The sequence below is a fragment of the Cupriavidus pauculus genome (assembly GCF_003854935.1).
GTDB lineage: Bacteria > Pseudomonadota > Gammaproteobacteria > Burkholderiales > Burkholderiaceae > Cupriavidus > Cupriavidus pauculus_C.
The window spans coordinates 1,945,330-1,966,948 of the sequence record NZ_CP033969.1 but is presented as its reverse complement, the minus strand read 5'-3'; the positions used below and the strand labels follow the sequence as shown (position 1 = coordinate 1,966,948).

19 protein-coding genes are annotated in these 21,619 nt (G+C 61.9%); 6 read left to right on the top strand and 13 right to left on the bottom strand.

What is annotated here, in order from left to right; all coding sequences use genetic code 11:
- Nucleotides 1-4 precede the first annotated feature (4 nt).
- Nucleotides 5-1,999, bottom strand: a complete 1,995-nt coding sequence (locus EHF44_RS10805) for a DNA topoisomerase IV subunit B (protein ID WP_124683742.1) — start codon at nt 1,997-1,999, stop codon at nt 5-7.
- A gap of 236 nt (nt 2,000-2,235) precedes the next feature.
- On the opposite strand from EHF44_RS10805, the gene EHF44_RS10800 reads away from it, so the two are divergent.
- Together EHF44_RS10800 and EHF44_RS28850 are read left to right on the top strand one after the other, a co-directional pair.
- Complete coding sequence (locus EHF44_RS10800; RefSeq protein WP_124683741.1) at nt 2,236-3,447, top strand: MFS transporter; 1,212 nt, start codon at nt 2,236-2,238, stop codon at nt 3,445-3,447.
- Between the two features lies 1 nt (nt 3,448).
- Complete coding sequence (locus EHF44_RS28850) at nt 3,449-3,574, top strand: hypothetical protein (protein WP_258096258.1); 126 nt, start codon at nt 3,449-3,451, stop codon at nt 3,572-3,574.
- 21 nt (nt 3,575-3,595) lie between these two features.
- Here EHF44_RS28850 and abc-f read toward each other — a convergent pair whose 3' ends face one another.
- Nucleotides 3,596-5,512 carry a ribosomal protection-like ABC-F family protein gene (gene abc-f, locus EHF44_RS10795; protein ID WP_124683740.1) on the bottom strand — a complete coding sequence of 639 codons (1,917 nt, stop codon included), beginning with the start codon at nt 5,510-5,512 and terminating at the stop codon, nt 3,596-3,598.
- A 477-nt stretch (nt 5,513-5,989) separates the two neighbouring features.
- On the opposite strand from abc-f, the gene EHF44_RS10790 reads away from it, so the two are divergent.
- A complete protein-coding gene (locus EHF44_RS10790) occupies nt 5,990-6,925 on the top strand; it encodes an amino acid ABC transporter substrate-binding protein (RefSeq protein ID WP_124683739.1) in 936 nt (311 codons plus the stop codon).
- A gap of 163 nt (nt 6,926-7,088) precedes the next feature.
- A complete protein-coding gene (locus EHF44_RS10785; protein WP_124683738.1) occupies nt 7,089-7,418 on the top strand; it encodes a DMT family transporter in 330 nt (109 codons plus the stop codon).
- 11 nt (nt 7,419-7,429) lie between these two features.
- On the opposite strand, the gene EHF44_RS10780 is transcribed toward EHF44_RS10785, so the two are convergent.
- The gene (locus EHF44_RS10780; protein ID WP_253699803.1) at nt 7,430-7,711 is read right to left on the bottom strand and encodes a hypothetical protein; all 282 of its coding nucleotides are present in this window, start codon (nt 7,709-7,711) and stop codon (nt 7,430-7,432) included.
- 205 nt (nt 7,712-7,916) lie between these two features.
- On the opposite strand from EHF44_RS10780, the gene EHF44_RS10775 reads away from it, so the two are divergent.
- Nucleotides 7,917-8,714, top strand: coding sequence for a hypothetical protein (locus EHF44_RS10775; RefSeq protein WP_124683737.1), 798 nt, complete (start codon nt 7,917-7,919; stop codon nt 8,712-8,714).
- On the opposite strand, the gene EHF44_RS10770 is transcribed toward EHF44_RS10775, so the two are convergent.
- From EHF44_RS10770 to EHF44_RS10760, 3 genes are all read right to left on the bottom strand, one after another.
- Complete coding sequence (locus tag EHF44_RS10770) at nt 8,694-9,992, bottom strand: EpsG family protein (RefSeq protein WP_124683736.1); 1,299 nt, start codon at nt 9,990-9,992, stop codon at nt 8,694-8,696. The genes EHF44_RS10775 and EHF44_RS10770 overlap by 21 nt on opposite strands.
- Before the next feature lie 157 nt (nt 9,993-10,149).
- A complete protein-coding gene (locus tag EHF44_RS10765) occupies nt 10,150-11,205 on the bottom strand; it encodes a hypothetical protein (protein WP_124683735.1) in 1,056 nt (351 codons plus the stop codon).
- Between the two features lies 1 nt (nt 11,206).
- Entirely contained in the window at nt 11,207-12,694 is a 1,488-nt protein-coding gene (locus tag EHF44_RS10760) for an MBOAT family O-acyltransferase (RefSeq protein WP_124683734.1), read from the bottom strand.
- 594 nt (nt 12,695-13,288) lie between these two features.
- Here EHF44_RS10760 and EHF44_RS10750 point away from each other — a divergent pair.
- A complete protein-coding gene (locus EHF44_RS10750; protein WP_124683733.1) occupies nt 13,289-13,807 on the top strand; it encodes a hypothetical protein in 519 nt (172 codons plus the stop codon).
- A gap of 60 nt (nt 13,808-13,867) precedes the next feature.
- Here EHF44_RS10750 and EHF44_RS10745 read toward each other — a convergent pair whose 3' ends face one another.
- The 7 genes from EHF44_RS10745 to EHF44_RS28320 form a co-directional block, all read right to left on the bottom strand.
- Nucleotides 13,868-14,182: a PAAR domain-containing protein gene (locus EHF44_RS10745; RefSeq protein WP_253699801.1), complete on the bottom strand. Its 315-nt coding sequence runs from the start codon at nt 14,180-14,182 to the stop codon at nt 13,868-13,870.
- Nucleotides 14,183-14,230: 48 nt separating this feature from the next.
- A complete protein-coding gene (locus EHF44_RS10740) occupies nt 14,231-14,902 on the bottom strand; it encodes a T6SS immunity protein Tli4 family protein (RefSeq protein WP_253699799.1) in 672 nt (223 codons plus the stop codon).
- A gap of 339 nt (nt 14,903-15,241) precedes the next feature.
- Complete coding sequence (locus tag EHF44_RS10735) at nt 15,242-16,288, bottom strand: T6SS immunity protein Tli4 family protein (RefSeq protein ID WP_253699797.1); 1,047 nt, start codon at nt 16,286-16,288, stop codon at nt 15,242-15,244.
- Nucleotides 16,254-17,162 carry a T6SS immunity protein Tli4 family protein gene (locus EHF44_RS10730; protein ID WP_124683732.1) on the bottom strand — a complete coding sequence of 303 codons (909 nt, stop codon included), beginning with the start codon at nt 17,160-17,162 and terminating at the stop codon, nt 16,254-16,256. Before EHF44_RS10730 ends, EHF44_RS10735 begins: the two co-directional genes overlap by 35 nt.
- Before the next feature lie 104 nt (nt 17,163-17,266).
- A complete protein-coding gene (locus EHF44_RS28325) occupies nt 17,267-18,124 on the bottom strand; it encodes a T6SS immunity protein Tli4 family protein (RefSeq protein WP_253699795.1) in 858 nt (285 codons plus the stop codon).
- Nucleotides 18,125-18,246: 122 nt separating this feature from the next.
- Nucleotides 18,247-19,293 (bottom strand): T6SS immunity protein Tli4 family protein, encoded by a 1,047-nt coding sequence (locus EHF44_RS10720; RefSeq protein ID WP_253699793.1) that lies wholly within the window; start codon nt 19,291-19,293, stop codon nt 18,247-18,249.
- A complete protein-coding gene (locus EHF44_RS28320) occupies nt 19,259-20,125 on the bottom strand; it encodes a T6SS immunity protein Tli4 family protein (RefSeq protein WP_253700077.1) in 867 nt (288 codons plus the stop codon). The genes EHF44_RS10720 and EHF44_RS28320 overlap by 35 nt, the downstream gene beginning before the upstream one ends.
- Nucleotides 20,126-21,619 lie beyond the last annotated feature (1,494 nt).

The window sequence follows — 21,619 nt, the reverse complement described above, 5'->3', positions numbered from 1 at the left end:
GCCGTCAGATGTCGGCTTCCACCTCGTTGCCCTTCTCTTCCAGCCAGGTCCGGCGCTGCGACGCCTCGCCCTTGCCCATCAGCATGTTCATCATGGTGACGGTCTGGGGCAGGTCGAACTCGCCCAGCGCCACCGGCAGCAGCCGGCGCGTGTCGGGGTTCATCGTGGTCTCCCAGAGCTGCTCGGCGCTCATCTCGCCCAGGCCCTTGAAGCGCGATATCTGCCACGCGCCGTCCTTGACGCCGTCCTTCAGCAGCTTGTCCTGGATGGCTTCGAGCTCGCCTTCGTCCAGCGCGTAGAGCTTCTGCGCCGGCTTCTTGCCGCGCGCCGGCGCGTCCACGCGGAACAGCGGCGGCCGCGCCACGCAGACGTGGCCCAGGTCGATCAGCTTCGGGAAATGGCGGAAGAACAGCGTCAGCAGCAGCACCTGGATATGCGCGCCGTCCACGTCCGCGTCGGACAGGATGCAGATCTTGCCGTAGCGCAGGTTCGACAGGTCGGGCTCGTCGTCGGGGCCGTGCGGGTCCACGCCGATGGCCACGGCAATGTCGTGCACCTCGTTGTTGGCGAACAGGCGGTCGCGCTCGGTTTCCCAGGTATTGAGCACCTTGCCGCGCAGCGGCAGGATGGCCTGGAACTCCTTGTCGCGGCCCATCTTGGCCGAACCGCCGGCCGAGTCGCCTTCCACCAGGAAGATCTCGTTGCGGGTGATGTCGGTCGATTCGCAGTCGGTCAGCTTGCCGGGCAGCACGGCCACGCCGGAGCCCTTCTTCTTTTCCACCTTCTGCGCGGCGCGGGTGCGGGCCTGGGCCTGGCGGATCACCAGCTCGGCCAGCTTCTTGCCGAAGTCGACGTGGTGGTTGAGCCAGAGCTCCAGCGCCGGGCGGCTGAACGTGGACACCAGGCGCACCGCGTCGCGGCTGTTCAGGCGTTCCTTGATCTGGCCCTGGAACTGCGGGTCCAGCACCTTGGCCGACAGCACGAACGAGGCGCGCGCGAAGACGTCCTCGCTCATCAGCTTCACGCCCTTGGGCTGCAGCGAGTGCATCTCGATGAAGCTCTTGACGGCCAGGAACAGGCCCTCGCGCAGGCCCGACTCATGGGTGCCGCCGGCCGGCGTGGGAATCAGGTTCACGTACGACTCGCGCACCGGGGCGCCGTCCTCGGTCCAGGCGACGACCCACGACGCGCCCTCGCCCTCGGCAAACCCTTCCTCGCCGGCGTTCCTGTCGGGATCGGCAAAGTGCTCGCCCTCGAACATCGGAATCACCAGCTCGGCGCCGCTGCCCTGGGCCAGCGCTTCCACCAGGTAGCCCTTCAGGCCCTGCTCGTACTGCCAGACGGTCTGCTCGCCGGTCTTTTCCAGCACCAGCGTGACCTTGACGCCCGGCAGCAGCACGGCCTTGGAGCGCAGCAGGCGCTGCAGCTCGGCCATGGGGATCGCGGCGGAATCGAAATACCTGGCGTCCGGCCATACCTGCACGCGCGTGCCGTTCTTCTTCTCGCCGCGCTCCAGCTTGCGCGATGCCAGCGGGCGGGTCACCTCGCCGCCGTGCTCGAAGGTCAGCGTGGACTGCGCGCCATCGCGCCAGACCGTGACGTCCAGCCGTGTGGCCAGCGCATTGGTCACCGACACGCCCACGCCATGCAGGCCGCCCGAGAACGCGTAGGCGCCGCCCTTGCCCTTGTCGAACTTGCCGCCCGCGTGCAGGCGGGTGAAGACGATTTCCACCACGGGCACGCCTTCCTCGGGGTGGATGCCCACCGGGATGCCGCGGCCGTCGTCTTCCACGCTGATGCTGCCGTCCTTGTGCAGCGTGACCAGGATCTCGGAGCCGTGGCCGCCCAGCGCCTCGTCCGAGGCATTGTCGATCACCTCCTGCACGATATGCAGCGGGTTGTCGGTCCGGGTGTACATGCCGGGCCGTTGCTTGACCGGCTCCAGGCCCTTCAGGACCCGGATGGAAGATTCGCTGTACTGACTGGTTTTGCTCGCCATGGAGTCGATACGGATAGTAGGGGGTGGCCGTGCGCGGCCACGTTGCGCTGCATTGTAATGGATGGGCGCGGCAGCCCCGTGGCGGACCGCCGGCCACCTGCATCGGCCCCAACACGAAATTTGTGCCGGGCTTAAACTAAGCGGCCATTTAATGTCATCCCCCGCCATCCGGGCACGGCGCCCCCACGCCCCCGCCGGACCGCATCGAAAACAATAGAGACAATACCGAGCCCGACATGACCGACCGCAAACTCTCCCTGACCACCGTGCTCGTGTGCGGTGGCCTGCTCGTCACCCTGTCCATGGGCATCCGGCATGGCTTTGGCCTGTTCAACCTGCCGATCACCCAGACCCACGGCTGGAACCGCGAGACGTTTGCGTTCGCGCTGGCGCTGCAGAACCTGATGTGGGGCGCCAGCCAGCCCATTGCCGGCGCGCTGGCCGACAAGTTCGGCGCGGTGCGGATCATGATCGTCGGCGTGGCGCTGTACGTGGCCGGGCTGGTCGTGATGGCGCTGGCCACCAGCGGCACCGCGTTTGCCACCGGCGCCGGGGTGCTGATCGGCATCGCCCAGTCGGGCACGACCTACAGCGTGGTCTATGGCGTGATTGGCCGCGTGGCCAGCGCCGAGAAGCGTGTCTGGGCGATGGGCATCGCGGCGGCGGCCGGCTCGTTCGGGCAGTTCCTGATGATCCCGGTCGAGCAGACGCTGATTTCCACGGCCGGCTGGCAGAACGCGCTGTTCATCCTGGCCTTCCTGGCGTGCTTCATGCTGCCGCTGGCGCTGACGCTGCGCGAGCCGAAGATGGTGGCCAGCACGACCGGCCACCAGCAGAGCATCGGCGAGGCCACGCGCGAGGCGTTTGGCAACCGCAACTTCCAGTTGCTGACGCTGGGCTACTTTGTCTGCGGGTTCCAGGTGGTGTTCATCGGCGTGCACCTGACGCCGTACCTGAAGGATCGGGGGCTGGTCGACATCAAGATCGCCACCGTGGCGCTGGCGCTGATCGGGCTGTTCAACGTGTTCGGCACCTACACGGCCGGCGCGATGGGCCAGCGGATGCCCAAGCGCTACCTGCTGTCGTCGATCTACATCGCGCGGTCCGTCGTCATCGCCGGCTACCTGCTGCTGCCGCTGAGCGCCTGGAGCACGTGGATCTTTGCCGCGCTGATGGGCTTGCTGTGGCTGTCCACGGTGCCGCTGACCAACGGCATCATCGCGCAGGTGTTCGGCGTGAAATACCTGTCGATGCTGTCCGGCGTGGTGTTCTTCTCGCACCAGATCGGCAGTTTCCTGGGCGCCTGGCTGGGCGGCTACCTGTACGACCGCACCGGCAGCTACAACATCGTCTGGATGCTGGCCATTGCCCTGGGCGTGGTGGCGGCGCTGGTCAACCTGCCGATCCGCGAGCAGGCGCTGGTGCGCCCGCAGCCGGCCGGAGCCTGACATGGCCTGGGCAAAGGGCCTCGGCTTCGTGGCGCTGGCGGCGGTGCTGACGCTGGGCTTCCTGGCCTACCTGCGCCCGGCGTTCATGGTGGACCTGACAAACATGGTGCTGGCCTGGTGTGGCTAGCCAGCCAAGGCAGCAAATCCCTCAGCCCTCGCCCTTCGTCTTCTTCTCCAGCAATTCCCAGCGCTCCAGCGCTTCCAGCAGTTCCATCTCGATCTCGTCGTGGCGCGTGGCCAGTTCGGTGGCGCGGGCGGGGTCGGTGGCGTAGAGCGTGCCGTCGGCGAGCTGGTCGGCCAGCGTCTTCTGTTCGGCTTCCAGCGCCGCGATGCGCTCGGGCAGGCCGTCCAGTTCGCGCTGTTCCTTGTATGACAGCTTGACCGTCCGGTTGGCGCCGCGGGCGTCGCGCGTGCTGGCCTTCGGCGCCTCGGCCGGCTTGGGCTCGGCCTTTGGCTGCAGTGTCTGGGCCCGCGCGGACTGCTGTTCCCAGTCCGAGTAGCCGCCCACGGACTCGCGCCACTGGCCGTCGCCTTCGGCGGCGATAGTCGACGTCACCACGTTGTCCAGGAACGCGCGGTCGTGCGAAACCAGGAACACCGTGCCGCTGTAGTCCTGCAACAGTTCCTCAAGCAGTTCGAGCGTGTCGATGTCGAGGTCGTTGGTCGGCTCGTCCAGCACCAGCACGTTGGCCGGGCGGGCGAACAGCCGCGCCAGCAGCAGCCGGTTGCGCTCGCCGCCGGACAGCGACTTGACCGGCGAGCGCGCGCGTTCCGGCGCGAACAGGAAGTCGCCCAGGTAGCTCATCACGTGCTTGCGCTGGCCGTTGACCTCCACCCAGTCGCTGCCGGGGCTGATCGTGTCGGCCAGCGACTTTTCCAGGTCCAGCGCGGTACGCATCTGGTCGAAATAGGCCACCTGCAGGTTGCTGCCATTGCGCACGGTGCCGGCGTCGGGCGCCAGGTCGCCCAGGATCAGCCGCAGCAGCGTGGTCTTGCCCGCGCCGTTCGGGCCGATCAGGCCGACCTTGTCGCCGCGCATGATCGTGGCGGTGAAATCGCGCACCACGGCCTTGTCGGCATAGGCTTTCGACACGTCGATCAGTTCGGCGACGATCTTGCCGGAGCGGTCGGCCTGCGACACTTCCAGCTTGACGTTGCCCTGCACCTCGCGGCGCTGCGCGCGCTCATCGCGCATGGCGTGCAGCCGCTGCACCCTGGCCACGCTGCGCGTGCGGCGGGCTTCCACCCCCTTGCGGATCCAGACTTCCTCCTGCGCCAGCAGCTTGTCGAACTTGGCCTGCTCCACGGCCTGGTTGGACAGCAGTTCGGCCTTGCGGGCCTGGTATGCCGCGAAATTGCCCGGGAAGGACAGCAGCTTGCCGCGATCCAGCTCGACGATGCGCGTGGCCACGCGGTCCAGGAACGCGCGGTCGTGGGTAATCAGCAGCACGCTGCCGCGAAAGCCCAGCAGCAGGTCCTCCAGCCAGCGGATGGCGGCCACGTCGAGGTGGTTGGTCGGTTCGTCGAGCAGCAGGATGTCGGGCTCGGCCACCAGCCCCTGCGCCAGCGCCACGCGCTTCTGCAGCCCGCCGGACAGCGCGTCCACGCGCACGTGCGGGTCCAGGTCCAGCCGGGCCAGCGTGGTCTCCACGCGGGTGCGCAGCGTCCAGGCGTCGGCGGCGTCCAGTTCGGCCTGCACGCGGTGCAACTCGGCCAGCGTGGCCTCGTCGTGATGGGTGTCGAGCTTGGCCAGCGCGGCGTCGTAACGCTGCAGCAGGTCGTGCGCCTGACCCATGCCCTGGCTGACGGCGTCGAACACGGTCAGCCCCGGCGCGAATTGTGGCTCCTGCGCAACATAGGCGGAGGTTACGCCGCTCTGCCGGGCGATCAGGCCGTCGTCGGGCGCGGACATGCCGGCCACGATCCGCAGCAGCGACGACTTGCCGCTGCCGTTGCGGCCGATCAGGCCAACGCGTTCGCCGGCTTCGAGCGAGAAATCGGTATGGTCGAGCAATGCCACGTGGCCAAAGGCCAGTTGGGCATCGGTAATGGAAAACAGGGCCATGGTGGTGCGAGGACGGATGAGCCGCCGGACGCCCAGAGACGGGCGCCGCGCAACGGGCAGGCCCGAATTGTAGACGAGCCGCGCGCGCGGGCCGGCGGCGGGCCGCGCAAAAGAAAAGGCCCGTTCGCCTGAACGGGCCCCAAGAGTCTCTCCTCGGTGCCCTGCTCGCAAGGCACGTCTGAAGGATAGCCAGCGGCGCTGCAAGGCAGAAGTCGGACAAATCCGTAAGGGAAAGTCCCCGTCAACCGGCGCCGCGCCCGGGCGTTGCGCGGCGGGGACGTCCGAACGCTGCCACTAGACCGCGCAGTTGTGCCGTGCCGGGCGCCCGTGGAACAATCCGCCATCAGAATTCTCCGAACGCACAACGCCTCAGCAGCACCGCAGTACCGGGCAGTCTTAGAGCCGGAACCATCCGGCCAGCGGTGGCCACCGCGCCGCCAGGGTTGTTTCCAGAACCATTTTCGACGGGTGTCACTCATGACCAATTCGGGCCTGCCGTGCCGTGCCTCGCTCCGGGGCATGGCGTCTGTCGTATTTTCCCTAGCCACCCTGCTCTGCACGCCGGCCCTGCCGGGCGCGCAGGCCGCCACGCCGAACTCGGTGGTGCTGCGCATCCAGCAGACCGGCGCCATCCGCATTGCGCACCGCGAGAGTTCGGTGCCGTTCTCGTTCGTGGTCGACGGCAAGCCGATGGGCTACGCCGTGGACCTGTGCCTGAAGGTGGCCGACGCCGTGCGCACCCAGCTGAAGCTGCCGCAGTTGCGCGTGGAATGGGTGCCGGTCACGCCGGCATCGCGCATCCCCGCCATCGTCGACGGCAAGGCCGACCTGGAGTGCGGATCGACGACCAACAACCGCGAGCGGCGCGACCTGGTGGCGTTCACCATCCCGCACTACATCGCCGGCAGCCGCATGCTGGTGAAGGCCGACTCGGGCATCCGCAAGTGGGGCGACCTGCGCGGCAAGACCGTGGTATCGACCACCAAGACCACGCCGCTGGAAATGCTGCGCAAGATGGACGAGTCCGGCGCGATGGGCTGGAAGGTGGTGGAAGCCAAGGACCACGCCGAGGCATTCTCGATGGTGGAATCGGGCAAGGCCGACGCGTTCGTGATGGACGACGTGCTGCTGTTCGGCCTGCGCGCCAATGCCCGCAACCCGGCCGGGCTGGCCGTGACCGGCGACCTGCTGACGATCGAGCCGTACGCGATCATGCTGTCGAAGCACGACGCCGAGTTCAAGAAGATCGTCGACCGCGCGCTGATTGCGTCGATCTACGACCAGGAGACGCAGAGGCTGTACCGCAAATGGTTCCAGCAGCCCATCCCGCCCAACGGCATCACGCTGGACATTCCGATGAGCTACCTGCTGCGCGACTCGTTCAAGTTCCCGAGCGACAAGGTGGCGGACTGACCGGCTGGCCTGCCGGTCGGCGGGGCGGCCGTGCGAAGGGGCCCGGGCCGGAGCGGCTTGCATAATAGGCGTTCCGGGCAGCGTATCGATCGCTTTTTGGCGATAACTGCCGCCCGCCGGCTTTGCCCCTTCCCTGTTTCGCCGCCCTTCCCTCGCCCCAGTCATGAACGGATACGTCCTCCTCGCCCTGGCCATCGTCGCCGAAGTCATCGCCACCAGCAGCCTCAAGGCCGCCGAGAATTTCACGCGGCTCTGGCCCAGCGTGCTGGTGGTGGCCGGCTACGCCGCCGCGTTCTGGCTGCTGATGCAGGTGATGAAGACCGTGCCGGTGGGCGTGGCCTATGCGATCTGGTCGGGCGCGGGCATCGTGCTGGTCACGCTGATCGCCGTGGTGCTGTACCGGCAGGTGCCCGACCTGGCGGCGGTGGTCGGCATCGCGCTGATCATCGCCGGCGTGGCCGTGATCCAGCTTTTCTCGAAGATGAGCCACTGACCCAGGGCGGGTCAGCTCTTGGGCGGCAGCGTCCGCAGCAGGCGGTTCACCTGGACCAGCGTCTCGCACTCGTCGGCCTTGCGCTTGCGGCGCTGGTCGATGATGTCCAGCAACGCCCGCACCTGGCCGTTCTTGGCCTCGCAAGCTTCCCGGGTGTCCTTGGGACAAACCACGTCGATCTCGCCGCGCAGGCTCTCCTGGACGATATCGATCAGCGCGGTGCAGCCGGAGGTATCGTTCAAGGCCGGATCGGACGCCGGCTGCGCCGCCAGCGCAAAGGCTGCGGCGAACATGGCAGGCGCTGGCAACCAGCGCGCGGGCGTCCGGAACAATCGCATGGATGGGCAGGAAAGAAGACTCGCCCGCCGCGGCTGCGGCGTGCGGGCTACATCATAGCGGGTTGTGGGATTCGGATTGGGGGAAATGGGGGGCAAAGGCGGTTGCCGACCACCCCTGTGGTAGATTCTGTTGCTCGCAAGTTCAGAACCGTATTCGCATATGACGCAGGCCGGGGCGCCCCCGCATAGGTACCGTAGCGCAGTTCGCCTGCTGGCGGCGATGGCAGCGGCTGGAGGACTGGCAGGTGCGCTGTATGGCGCCATGTCGCCGGAACGATGGCCCGCCTCGCTGGCCATCCAGTTGCCGCAGGTCGGCACGGGCATGGCGCTGATGGATCCGGACACGGTCACGCATCGCATCAATATTCCCGACTTTGCCGACGACGTCCTGCGCGCCGTCCCGGCACAAACCCACGTCGACGCCAGGCTGTTCCGCAAGACGCTGCGCGCCGAAAAGGCGCGGGGGTCTGACATCATCACGGTGAGGGTTCAGGGCCATTCGGCCCAGGACGCCCGTGTGCTGGCCGAGACAGTGGTCGGCGTCCTGCAGCGGGAGCATGCCGAAGACCTGGCCAAGGCCCGGGCGTTCCGGGAGAAGGCGCTTGCTGGCGCCGAAGCCGAGCTGGCGGCCGCACAGGCGGCGCGCCAGAAGATCATGGATTCCGCCCGCTCCACGCCGGACGTCAGGCTGGCTATTTTGCTGTCCGCCAATGGCCGCGAGGTCGAACTGCTACGCAAGCGGCGCGACGAGTTGCGCGATCAGCTTTCTCCGATGCGCACGTTCAACACGCGCGCCATTGCGCCGGTCAGCGTGGCCGCGCATCCCCTGAAGGAATCGATGCCGATCTGCGCGTTCATCGGGGCCGCCGCGGCAACGTTGCTGTGGGGCGCCCTGATGCTGTTCCGCAAGCGGGAGGCTGCGACAGAGGATGGCGACCTATCGTGCCAGGTCAGGTGAAGCGAACAGTTGCCTGGTTGACCCTTCCTCCGGCACCAGGCTGCCGCTTTCGATCCGCTCCATGCGCAGCGCCTCGTTGAAATGCAGGTAGTAGTCTTCCGCCCGCTGGCGGCCGTCGCCGGCATAGCCGGTCCAGGCTTGCTCCAGGTAGGACTGGTACGGCAGATAGGGCTCCATCCCCGGCCAGAGGATCAGCTTGGCGAATACCGCCAGGCTCAGGCCATACACGGCGAGGTACTCCACCCGCATGCGGACCTGCGGCAGCGTGTGCCAGCGCCGTGCCAGCATGACGATCTGCGCCACGATCACGAAATAGTGCAAGCGGTTCCACAGCAGCGGCCATTCCGGGATCAGTGCCTGGGCGATCACCATCATCATCATGGAACCGATCAGGACCGTCTCGATGCGCGATGAGGGGTCGTAGGTCCGGCTCAGGAACAGGAAGATCGCCGTGTGCATCACGAAGTACGCCGCGGCCGTCACGCTGAATCCGGGCGACGGGGCCAGCGCGGCATAGCCGGCGAGTTTGCCGGCGATGAACGCATTGGGAATCAGGCCCGCGATGGCCTGCAGCATCCAGAACATGCTGATGCCCGACAGCAGCACCAGTGTCAGCCCGCCGACGATCCAGTAACGCCACGCCAGCAGCCGGCGCCAGATCGCCGTGAAGAAGATCGGCAGGAACAGCAGCAGCGAGTACTGGATGAACGTGCCCATGGCCAGCCAGAGCGCGGCTCTTGCCAGCCGGCGCCGGTCGAAGGCCATGATGGCCAGCATCAGGAAGGAGACGGCCAGCGACTGCCGGATCACGGCCATCTGGACTACCAGATAGGCCCAGCTGAAGTAAATGGCGAGACCGACCGCAATATTGGTGCGGGTGTACTGGAAGAACCGGATCAGTACCGCGCCATTGAACAGCGCCACCACGAAAAACAGCGTCTGGATGTCGGCGTCGAACGATTTCAGCGTCGAAAGCAGAAGCAGGAACAGCGGCTCCATCAGCCGGACGGTGTCCTGCAAGACCGCGCCGTTGAAGAGGTCGACAAGCGTGGGCGCCTCGCTGAGCGCAAGTTCATATACGGGCCAGTCGAAACCCGTTTCGTAACGGGTGCCGGCCAGTAATACGAAGGCGACGAAGACGACGCAAAGCAGCAGAAAATCGGTGCGTTTCCGGAACAACGCGATGGTTGCACCGCCCCAGAACAGGGTCAGCGCGGCAATGTACGGCAGCATGGTTATCTCTTTCGTGCCGCGATCACAAAGTCGACTAACGCGCACAGGCTGACCGCGGCCAGCGCTACGGCGCCAGCCGAGCAGGCAACAATGACGGACAAAACGTATCTCCGGATGTGTATGCCTGAATTGTACCGGTTCGCTTACATTGCAGTAGTTTTACGATACCAGTCTGAGCGGTTAGGGATCGTCGGCCTGGTATTTAGCCGTCGTTCTGCGCCCCGGCAAGTGCACCAAGACGCTGGCGCAATGCCCGGACCATGCGGTTGGTCCGCTCGGGGGCACTGCCGCAATTGAGATGCAGGCCGGTATTGAAGAAAGCCGACTTGGGAAAGGTGTAGTCGAACGGTGCGCCGACGGTTTCCAGCCCCGCCTTCTGCAGGCCGGACCAGAGGGTATGGATGGCACGCTGGAAGACCGGGTTCCGGGTGTAATCGTCGTCCAGCATCACGGGCGGGAACACGTAGACGGCGACGCCGCGCGCGCGCATCGTCGCCACGAAATCCAGGACAAAGCGCAGGCTTGCCGGATGGATCTTGCCGTCGGCGGGAACGTCATACTGGCTCGTGATCGGCGCGACATTGCTTTCGCAGGTGTTTCTCATATCCCCATGGCCGGTCATGTTGAGGTACGAGTACGAGAACTCCTTCGTCTGCGCGGCCACCTCGTCCCACTTCTTCATCGCGGTAGCCTCGTCATCGAGCTTGCGCCAGGGATGCTCCTTCAGCAGCCTCGCGCTGTCCTCCTTTGCGACGATGTTGCGATAGAGCGCAGGCACCGACACCGCGGAGACATACTGCAGCTTGCGCAGCGGTGGTAGCGCGTCGTAGTAACGGCCATCCCATGCCACCATCTGGTCAACGAACCAGTCATTGGGCTCCCGGTAGTCGAAGGCGTAGTACCCCCACCACAGCGGCAATACGACTACGTCACCGGCCCGCGCATTGCGGACAGCCATGCTGAGGATCCAGTCGAGCGGCAGGCCGGCGTGCAGCCCCATGTTGATGACGGGACGACCCAGGCTCTTCTCGGCCAGTTCGCTATCGAAACCGAACAGCACGTTCGAGTCACCCGCCATGAGCACCCGGTGTCCCGGTGTCCGGTCCGAGATTCTGTTTTTTAGGCGGGCCCAGTTCTCCACGTCGTAGGACGCCAGAATCGGCGCCCCGAATTGATACCGGAACAGGGCGTAATAGGCGACCGCCAGCACTGCCATGGCCAGCGCGAACGACAGGACAAACAATCGCGTGCTTTTCATGTCAGAACTGGAAATAGAGGAACGGGCTGATGACATTGGTGCCGAACTGAGTCAGCAGGCTGGCGGACAGCACAACCGCCACCACGGCGGCCCCGCCGACGAACAACATGCGGACGACGCGCGCGCCCTCGGCGTCTTTCACGCTTGCGCGGGTCTCGAGCAAGTCAATGAACTCATAGGCATTCGGGAACAGCCACACGATGGCGCACGAGACAAAGAGATAGCCCGCGAAAGCGACGGGGCTGGTCTTGAACACATCGCCCCATTGCGCCTCCGCCGCCAGCCCCGCCATTGCCGCCAGCAAGGAGTTCGCCGTCTCCATGCCCGGAGCACGGAAATAGACCCACGCCACGACGACGCTCACGAAAGTGAGCGCCACGCCGGCGGCACGCGCCAGGGTCTGTGGCACCCGCCCCTCCATGCCTAGCCGACCGACCACCCACCGGAACCCGTGGTTCACGCAGAGCAGCCCGCCATGAATGGCGCCCCAGGCAATGAAAGTCCACGCCGCCCCGTGCCACAGGCCGCCGAGCACCATGGTGGCCAGCAGGTTGAAGTACCGGCGCACCTGACCGTGCTGGTTGCCGCCAAGCGGGATATAGAGGTAGTCGCGCAGGAACTGCGACAGCGTCATATGCCAGCGGCGCCAGAACTCGATGATGTTTTGGGCCTTGTAAGGCGAGTTGAAGTTGATGGGCAACCGGATGCCGAACAGCATCGACAAGCCCACCGCCATGTCCGAATAGCCCGAAAAATCGAAATAGATCTGGAACGTGTAGGCCAGCGCGCCGGCCCAGGCGCCCACCATCCCGACCGGATTGCCGTGCGCGGCAGTCGCAAAAGCCGCATCTGCGTAGTGGCTGATCGGGTCGGCAATCAGCAGCTTCTTGCTCATGCCGATCGTGAATAGCAAGACGCCGACCGCAAGATCGCGCGACCGTATCCGGTAGACAGCGGGGTCGGCGAACTGCGGCATCATCTGCCCGTGGTGCAGCACGGGACCGGCAATGAGGTGCGGGAACCAGGTGACAAACAGCAGGTAGCGGACGAAGTTGAATTCGCGCGCCTTGCCCTTCCAGGCATCCACCAGAAACGCAATCTGCGTGAAGGTGAAGAATGAAATGCCAATCGGAAGGATGATGTTGAGCGCATGGGCATGGCCGCCCAGCGGGTTGATCACCTGCAACAGGAAGAAGTTGGCGTACTTGTAATAAGCCAGCAGCCCGAGGTCCGCGACGATCCCGAAGACCAGGGCCCGCTTCGCCCACGGCGACCCCAGGCGCGTGATGGCGTAGCCGACGGCGTAGTTGAAAGCGATAGAGCCCAGAAGCAATGGAACGTGCTTCAGGCTCCAGTACCCGTAGAAGAACACGGAAGCTGCCGCCAGCCAGCCGGCGGCCAGGCCGCGGTGAATCCGGCCCAGCAGAAAGAAGCCCGCCAGGACAATTGGCAGATACGCGAAAACGAACGCGAACGAGGTGAATAGCACTCCAACCCTTGTTTTTGGATATTTTTGGCAGGGCAGGATTGTATCTGCATCCGTACTATTACAAACCTGTTACGGGCTGGATTCATTGTGCAGAGCGGCCGATTCTGCCTGACGGAATGTTTCGGCATTGATTGCGGACAGTCGGTTCGACCAGGCGTGCCAAGGCCGTTTTTGCTGAGAAGTCCGCAGTAATTTAGATCCGCCCACCGAAACAATTCACTTCCGCCCCTTCCCCACAAGCGAAAGGATACGAGTTCGGATCTGCCGACGTGGCGATCCGCCGCCTGGGGAATGTATGTCGGGATTTCTGAATTCACCGCCGCTGCGCCGGCACTTTGGACGCCTTATTCTTCTCGCCGAAGACGCCGACGGCCGGCGGGCTGATCTGGGGCGTCGGGCCGGCCATCCTGCTGCCCACGGGCACCGAGAACCGGATTCCAAGACATATCGTCCTCCGAAGGAGTGAATGAATGAAAGCCGCAAGCCGTCTCTCGAAGTTTGTCCTGGCATTCCTGCTGGCCGCCGGGGCCCTTGGGTCCGCGACCGCGCAGGACAAGCCGGTTATCGTGACCGAGAACCGCTGAGGAGCCCGCGATGACATACGCAATCGGCAAGCTATGGATGGTTGGCGTGACGGGCCTGGTACTGGCCGCGTCGGGGTGGGTGCCCAGCGCTGAAGCGCGTCCGGGGGGCGGAGGCGGCCATATGGCAGGCGGACGCGGCGGCGGCAACGTGGGCGCCCATGCCGGCGGCGGCGCGCGCCAGGTCAACAACAGCCGCGCCGACGTGCGGACCAACAACGTCCGCAGCAACAGCGTCAACAGTGTCAACGCCAGTCGCAACGTCAACATCAACTCGAACCGCAACGTGAACGTCAACGTCGACAATCACGGCGGCTGCTGCGGCTGGGACAACGACTATCACCCGGTAGCCACGGCGGCAGCCGTCACCGCCACCGTCGCCGTGACCTCGGCCGTGGTCGGATCGATGGTGCGCTCCGTGCCGCCAAACTGCATGCCGGTCAACTACGGCGGCATGGTGTACCAGCAATGCGGCGGAACGTGGTACCAGCCGCAGGGGTCGCAGTACGTGGTCGTGAATCCGCCGTATTGAGGGTGCGGATGGCCCGGGGGGGACGTGCGGAGGAAGCGGTGATGGTGTCTCCCCGGCCGGCTATATGTCCATGCCGGAGGTGTACTGCGTGGGAATCAGGAGGGGGCTGGGCTGACATTTGCAGACGCACAGATCGTCGCTCAAGGCAGCCTCGCGGCCATCGGGGCCTGTCGTGGGCAGTCTCGGGCCACTGCAGACAATGACGCCCATGGTCTTGCAGACCGGGCACCAGACGGGATCACCCTCGTAGGCTTGTTCCCGGTTTCCGACGATGTCGTCGGCCGTGCCACCTTCGACCTTGCCACCAGCAGTCGTCGGGTCGCCTCTCACAATGTCATAGCGTGTTGTCATGGCGTTTTGCTCGGAGAATTCCATGGTATTGGCCGACACCCCAAGTCGGCGGCAGACGGCGAGAGGCAAACCTCATACGGCACCTGGACGTAGACGAATCGAATCAATCACGGCATCCCACAATTCCAGCGCCTCTTCATCGGTGGCGAACGATTCCCTGTTGGTGGCGTAAGCACTTTCCCCAACCCTGAGCGAGGCGTTGAGATTGGGTTCTGCCAGGGACTCCTCTTTGCCTGGGGCCTCCCATTTGAACCCGTAGCCGCGTTTCCCGTCCTTCGTGCTTGCCAGCAGAATCTCGTCTGCCTGGATGGGCCCGACCGGTCGCGCGCGGTCGCGCAGACGTGCAAATCCCGCCACCACGCCGAGCAGGCCGGCCAAGATGCCACCGGCACGTTCGCGCAAGCCCGGTCCCACGCGATACTGCACATACGACGTGAGTTCGAAGAAAACGTCTGGTTTGCCATGCAACTGGATGACCATACGCCAGCTTTCGGGGTTGAGATCGTTATCTACGAGAATTGCGTCATCGACTACGTAGCCGATACCTTTTGGAATGTCGCCGCTGGGAATTTTAAGCCACCCACGAGACATTTCCGCACGCGTAGCCAAAGCGGTGGACTTCCGACTCTTCGAGACTTTTCCAGAGTAGCTAAGGTATCGGGCATCTGCTCGAAAATAAGTGTCAAAAACGTAAGGCTGATACCGCTCCTCCGAGCCGGATTCCGGCCAGGAAATCAACGTCACTCCACCGTTCGAATGCGATACGCGTTCGATAAATAGACTGTGGTGTATGGTCGACGTCGTTTCACGTAACGACTGCTCCCTCCCGGCAATAAGGCCTCGTATTCCTCTTGATGTCGGATCTCAAGTAACGGCCTGACCTTGACTTTGTTAAAGGAGTAAGTCTCGATCGTCTTGGCGTTCTCGGGGATGTCCACCAAGTGCCGGCCGATCGCTCGCGTTCTCCATCCTCGTTTCATGACTTCGCCTTCTCGTGCCATCTTGCGTGCTGAGTCCTTCGCACCCATGTGCACGAAACGCAAAGATTCAGCCCGAGAATTGTTGGCGGCATGGTCGACGGCGTCATACGGCACCCGGACGTAGACGAATGGAATCAATCACCGCATCCCATAATTCCAACGCTTCTTCGTCGGTGGCAAAGGATTCCCTGTTGGTGGCGTAGGCACTTTCTCCGACCCTCAACGAGGCGTTGAGATTGGGTTCTGCCAGCGAGTACTCCTTCCCGGGCGCTTCCCATTTGAAACCATAGCCGCGCTTTCCTTCCTGCGTGCTTGCCAGCAGGATCTCGTCGGCCTGGATCGGCCCAACCGGTCGTGCGCGATCGCGCAGGCGCGCAAATCCCGCCACTATGCCAAGCAGGCCGGCTACGATGCCACCAGCACGTTCCCGCAAGCCAGGCGCTACGCGACGTCGCGCATACGATGTGAGCTCGAAGAAGACATCAGGCTTGCCATGAAGCTGGATAACCATACGCCAGCTTTCCGGATTGAAATCGTTATCTACTAGAATTGCGTCATCGACTACGTAGCCGACACCCCCGGGAATTGTCCCATTTGGTATCTGCTGCCACTCGCGAGACAGTTCCTCACGTGTGGCCAAAGCTGTTGATTTTCTATCCTGCGAAACCTCTCCGGAACAACTAAGAAATCGATTATTAGCGCGAAAATACGTGTCAAACACAAAAAACTTATACTGCTCCTCAGCATCCGTTTTATCCCAAGATATCAGTGTGACAGCGTCGTTAGCATGCTGCACACGTTCAATGAATAAACTATTTAGCTCCCTCGTCTTTAAATTGCGCAGCGATACTTCCTTCTGGGCGATAAGGTTCTCGTAGTCTTCCTGACCATGGATATCCAACAACGGTTGGATCTTCACCTTGTTGAAGGCATAAGTCTCAACCGTCTTGGCGTCCCCGGGGACGTCCACCAAGTGCCGGCCAATCGCTCGCGTCCTCCATCCCCGCTTCATGGATTTGCCCTCTCGTGCCAGTTTCCCTGTTGCCCCGGCTGCAACCATGTGGGCCGCATTCTGAGAGGCGATCCCACGACTATCGGTGGTTTGGTCGGACGCTTCATACGGCACCCGGACGTAGACGAATGGAATCAATCACGGCATCCCATAATTCCAACGCTTCATCGTCGGAGGCAAAGGATTCCCTGTTGGTGGCGTAGGCACTTCCTCCGACCCTCAGCGAGGCGTTGAGATTGGGTTCTGCCAGGGATTCCTCCTTGCCGGGCGCCTCCCATTTGAAACCATAGCCGCGTTTTCCGTCCTGATTACTTGCCAGCAGGATCTCGTCGGCCTGGATTGGCCCGACCGGTCGTGAGCGGTCGCGCAGGCGCGCAAATCCCGCCACCGCGCCAAGAAGGCCGGCAACTACGCCGCCGGCGCGTTCGCGCAAGCCCGGCCCCACCCGATCTTGCGCAAACGATGTGAGCTCGAAGGACACATCTGGCTTGCCATGCAGTTGGATAGTCATACGCCAACTTTCCGCGTTGAATCGTTCTTCAGCGAGAATCGCATCATCGACTACGAAACCAATGCCTTCCGGCATTTCCCCATCCGAGAGCTGGTGCCATTTTCCAGACAGCTCTTCAATGGTAACCAAAGCCGCCGATTTGAGTTCTTGCGCTACTTCCCCTGAGTAACCAAGGAAACGGTTATCAGCGCAAAAATAGGTATCAAACACGAAAGCTTTGTACTTCTCCTCGGCGTCAGAATTATCCCAGGATATGAAAGTCACAGCCTTGTTCGAGTGATGCACGCGTTCGATAAACAAAGCACCAAATTCTTGATGCTTTGCCGCACGCAGCGACATCTCCTTCTGAGCGATAAATCTCTCGTATTCCTGCTGACTATGGATATCCAACAACGGTTGGATCTTTACCTCGTTGAATACATAAGTCTCAACCGTCTTGGCGTTTCCGGGAATATCCACCAAGTGCCGGCCAATCGCTCGCGTTCTCCACCCTCGTTTCATGATCTACCCTTCTCGTCCCCGTTTCTCGTGCTGGGACCTCTGCAACCATCTTCGCGAAATTCGGGGAGGCAATCCAACGAGTGTTGGTGGCATGGTCGACGGCGTCACACGGCACCCGGACGTAGACGAATGGAATCAATCACCGCATCCCACAATTCCAGCGCTTCTTCGTCGGTGGCAAAGGATTCCCTGTTGGTGGCGTAGGCACTTTCTCCGACCCTCAACGAGGCGTTGAGATTGGGTTCTGCCAGCGAGTATTCCTTCCCGGGAGCTTCCCATTTGAAACCATAGCCGCGCTTTCCATCCTGCGTGCTTGCCAGCAGGATCTCGTCGGCCTGGATCGGCCCAACCGGTCGCGCGCGGTCGCGCAGGCGCGCAAATCCCGCCACTGTGCCAAGCAGGCCGGCTACGATGCCACCGGCACGTTCGCGCAAGCCAGGCGCTACGCGACGTCGCGCATACGATGTGAGCTCGAAAGAAACATCTGGCTTGCCATGCAGTTGGATGACCATACGCCAGCTTTCTGAATTGAATCGTTTCTCCGCAAGAATCGCGTCATCGACAACGAAGCCGATGCCTTCCGGTATTCTCCCATTCGGAGTTTGGCGCCATTCTCGAGCCAACTCCGCGTAAGTCTGCAACGCCTCAGCCTTGAAGTTTCGCGACACTTCTCCGATGGAGCTCAGATAGCGATTCCCGGCCCGAAAGTAAGTCTCAAATTCGTAGAAGATTTCGCCGGTCGGCTTATTCCATGAAATGAGCGTAACGGAGCCGTTCGCATACTCCACTCGCTCCACAAACATGCTACCGAATTGTTCATGTTTGGCCCCTCGCAGTATCTTTTCCCGATCAGAAAGCAACTGCTTGTACTCTTCTTGTCTTCGGATTTCGGACAGCGGCTTGATCTTGTCCTGATAGAACGTATAGCTCTCGATTGTCTTAGCACTCTCGGGGATATCCACCAAATGCCGACCGATTGCTCGCGTCTTCCATCCCCGCTTCATTCCTTGATGAGACCCATGAAGCTGCCGCGTATCCCAATGCTCGACTTGCGATGGGGCTTCAGGACGATTAGAAGCGAACCTCATACGGCACCCGGACGTAGACGAATGGAATCAATCACCGCATCCCATAATTCCAACGCTTCGTCGTCGGAGGCAAAGGATTCCCTGTTGGTGGCGTAGGCACTTTCTCCGACTCTGAGCGAGGCGTTAAGATTGGGCTCTGCCAGCGAGTATTCCTTCCCCGGAGCTTCCCATTTGAAACCATAGCCGCGCTTTCCGTCCTGAGTACTTGCCAGCAGGATCTCGTCGGCCTGGATGGGCCCAACCGGTCGCGCGCGGTCGCGCAGACGCGCAAATCCCGCCACCGTGCCAAGCAGGCCGGCTACGATGCCACCGGCACGTTCGCGCAAGCCAGGCCCTACGCGACGTCGCGCATACGATGTGAGCTCGAAAGAGACATCTGGCTTGCCATGCAGTTGGATGACCATACGCCAGCTTTCCGGATTGAAATCGTTATCTACGAGGATTACGTCATCGACTACAAAACCGACACCCTCTGGAACCATTCCTGAAGGAATCTGGTTCCACTCACGAGAAAGCTCTTCGCAAAGAGCCAAAGCTGACGATCTAAGACTCTTCGATACTTTTCCCGAATAGCCAAGGAATCGGTTGCCCGCACGAAAATAGGTATCGAACACGTAAGGTTGATATCGCGCCGCCGAACCGACGTTCGGCCATGATATTAGCGTTACTCCACCGTTCGAATGCGAGACCCGCTCAATGAACAGACTGTCGTGTATGGCCGTCCGGGCTTCACGTAACAAACGCTCTTTCTGAATGATAAGATTCTCGTAATCCGCTTGGCTGCGGATATCCTTTAAGACTTTTATCTTTACATCATTAAAGGAGTAATTCTCGATCGTCTTGGCGTTCTCGTGAATATCCACCAAGTGCCGGCCGATCGCTCGCGTTCTCCATCCTCGTTTCATGGTCTCGCCTTCTCGTGCCATCTTGCGTGCTGAGTCCTCCGCACCCATGTGCACGAAACCCAAAGATTCAGCCCGAGAATTGTTGGCGGCATGGTCGACGGCGTCATACGGCACCCGGACGTAGACGAATGGAATCAATCACCGCATCCCATAATTCCAACGCTTCTTCGTCGGTGGCAAAGGATTCCCTGTTGGTGGCGTAGGCACTTTCTCCGACCCTCAACGAGGCGTTGAGATTGGGTTCTGCCAGCGAGTACTCCTTCCCGGGCGCTTCCCATTTGAAACCATAGCCGCGCTTTCCATCCTGCGTGCTTGCCAGCAAGATCTCGTCGGCCTGGATCGGCCCAACCGGTCGCGCGCGGTCGCGCAGGCGCGCAAATCCTGCCACTGTGCCAAGCAGGCCGGCTACGATGCCACCGGCACGTTCGCGCAATCCAGGCGCTACGCGACGTCGCGCATACGATGTGAGCTCGAAAAAGACATCTGGCTTGCCATGCAACTGGATGGTCATACGCCAACTTTCCGAATTGAATCGATCTTCAGCGAGGACCGCATCATCGACTACGAAACCGATGCCTTCCGGCACTTCCCCATCCAAAATCTGGCGCCATTTCCCAGACAGCTCCTCAATGGTCACCAAAGCTGCCGATTTGCGGTCTTGTGATATCTCCCCTGAGTAGCCAAGGAAACGGTTATCAGCACAAAAATAAGTATCAAATACGAAAGCTTTGTACCTCTCCTCGACATCAGTGTTATCCCAGGATATGAATGTCACAGCCTTGTTCGAATGATGCACGCTCTCAAGGAACAAGGTGCCGAACTTTCTGTTCTTTGCCTCACGCAGTGATATTTCTTTCTGAGCGAGAAATTTCTCGTACTCCTCCTGACTATGGATATCCAACAAAGGCTTAATCTTTCTCTTGTTGAACGCATAGGTTTCAACCGTCTTGGCGTTCCCGGGAATGTCCACCAAGTGCCGGCCGATTGCTCGCGTTCTCCATGCCTCTTTCCTTGGTTCCCCTTCTTATGCCAATTGGCCTGTTGAGCGATCTTGATCACTGCATACATGGTTGCAAAAAGCGATCGCCTGTGTTTGTCACCGTAACTTCCCTGATGGTCATAGCAAAAGTATTCATTGCTCTGCCCTGGACTACCCTGTCCATGCGCAAAGTTCATTGCAATCCCGGCTTTGCCAGGAGCCTCCCCCGAGTACAGTGGTACAGTGCCATCGCCGGGGCAATCAGGATCGGCTATTTTTAGGACGGTACCTTTGCTCGTTCTAAGGGTCCCTTTTCCGTCGTCCTGCAACACAGTCATTGCTACCGTATCGAGATCCAGTATCTCGTTGCTTTCCCATGACACTTCGCCCCATGTCATGCGATCAGTGGCAGCCATCAGTCCGGTGCCGAACAGCCCGCCAGCGTCCTTGCTTTTGTCACGCCCAGCCTGCGCTCCATAGTGGGCATAGGTCGGTGATTTATATTTTTTCTCAATCTCACTGTGGAATAGCTTAACGCTGGTGATCAGCGTCCTTAATCTCCGGTGAGGGGAATCATCCTCTTGCACTTCATGGTTCTGCAGCGCCGTGCTCGGCGTATTCATCAACGCCAAATTGTGCTCGGGCACAAGCCCGTACCACGCCGACGACAAATAGATCTCCGAATAGGGATCTCCGTTGGCCGGCAAAGGCGGCATCAATTCATTTCCCTTTTTATCCCGTACATAAAGCCAAGGCTTGCCGTCGTTGTAATCAGCCGTTGGCAACAGTTCGAGCCCACCGGGAGCTTGCGAGAGGATTGCCACCACGTCGGCGGCGTGGCGGCCCAGGAACAGCTTCTCAGCGCCCTCGAATCCCGCACGCATGCGCTTGTATGTAGCAGGCGCCCCCGCGGCTGGCTGCACCCCATGCGACACGCCCAAAACCTTGTCGCATTGATGTATCTCGGTCAGCGCACGACTGACCAACCCGCCCATCGAATGGGTGACGACAATGACTTTTTCCGCCATCGGCCTGTTCGGCTTTCTGCGCTGGATACTGCATTGGTCGCTTCCCTCACCGTCTGGGGTGTCCTTGACGGTCACGCGTTTGCCTTCGTTGTAGTAGGGCAGAATCGTGTTCTCGATCAGGTCTTTGATGGCAGTGCCCGAATCCTTGTTGCTCTGCAGCCAGTTATAGCCGCCTGCCCATATATCGAATTGATAGTTGGCCGCGTGCAGAATCTCTTCTCGGGTCAGCGCATCGCCTTCGTTGGCGCCCCAATCGTTTGGCGAATCCAGACCGGATTCTGCCGCCCAACCCTTGAGGTCCGCTTCGCAACGATCGAAATCGTACCGGGCCAAATCATTGAGCAGCTTCTGCAACTGCCCCATGAATGGGTGGTAGCTGGAGCGCATCAATGCGCCCCAACCGCGTGCTACGAGCACATTTTTCGGAAGGCCGCTTTCGCCCGCATCGATAGGCCCA

What these genes read in the sequence shown, in the direction of transcription:
- EHF44_RS10785 (WP_124683738.1), top strand. Translation starts at nt 7,089, where the DNA reads ATGAACGGATACGTCCTCCTCGCCCTGGCCATCGTCGCCGAAGTCATC.
- EHF44_RS10790 (WP_124683739.1), top strand. Translation starts at nt 5,990, where the DNA reads ATGACCAATTCGGGCCTGCCGTGCCGTGCCTCGCTCCGGGGCATGGCG.
- abc-f (WP_124683740.1), bottom strand. Translation starts at nt 5,512, where the DNA reads ATGGCCCTGTTTTCCATTACCGATGCCCAACTGGCCTTTGGCCACGTG.
- EHF44_RS28850 (WP_258096258.1), top strand. Translation starts at nt 3,449, where the DNA reads ATGGCCTGGGCAAAGGGCCTCGGCTTCGTGGCGCTGGCGGCGGTGCTG.
- EHF44_RS10805 (WP_124683742.1), bottom strand. Translation starts at nt 1,999, where the DNA reads ATGGCGAGCAAAACCAGTCAGTACAGCGAATCTTCCATCCGGGTCCTG.
- EHF44_RS10780 (WP_253699803.1), bottom strand. Translation starts at nt 7,711, where the DNA reads ATGTTCGCCGCAGCCTTTGCGCTGGCGGCGCAGCCGGCGTCCGATCCG.
- EHF44_RS10800 (WP_124683741.1), top strand. Translation starts at nt 2,236, where the DNA reads ATGACCGACCGCAAACTCTCCCTGACCACCGTGCTCGTGTGCGGTGGC.
- EHF44_RS10745 (WP_253699801.1), bottom strand. Translation starts at nt 14,182, where the DNA reads ATGGAATTCTCCGAGCAAAACGCCATGACAACACGCTATGACATTGTG.
- EHF44_RS10750 (WP_124683733.1), top strand. Translation starts at nt 13,289, where the DNA reads ATGACATACGCAATCGGCAAGCTATGGATGGTTGGCGTGACGGGCCTG.
- EHF44_RS10730 (WP_124683732.1), bottom strand. Translation starts at nt 17,162, where the DNA reads ATGAAACGAGGGTGGAGAACGCGAGCGATTGGCCGGCACTTGGTGGAT.
- EHF44_RS10765 (WP_124683735.1), bottom strand. Translation starts at nt 11,205, where the DNA reads ATGAAAAGCACGCGATTGTTTGTCCTGTCGTTCGCGCTGGCCATGGCA.
- EHF44_RS10775 (WP_124683737.1), top strand. Translation starts at nt 7,917, where the DNA reads ATGACGCAGGCCGGGGCGCCCCCGCATAGGTACCGTAGCGCAGTTCGC.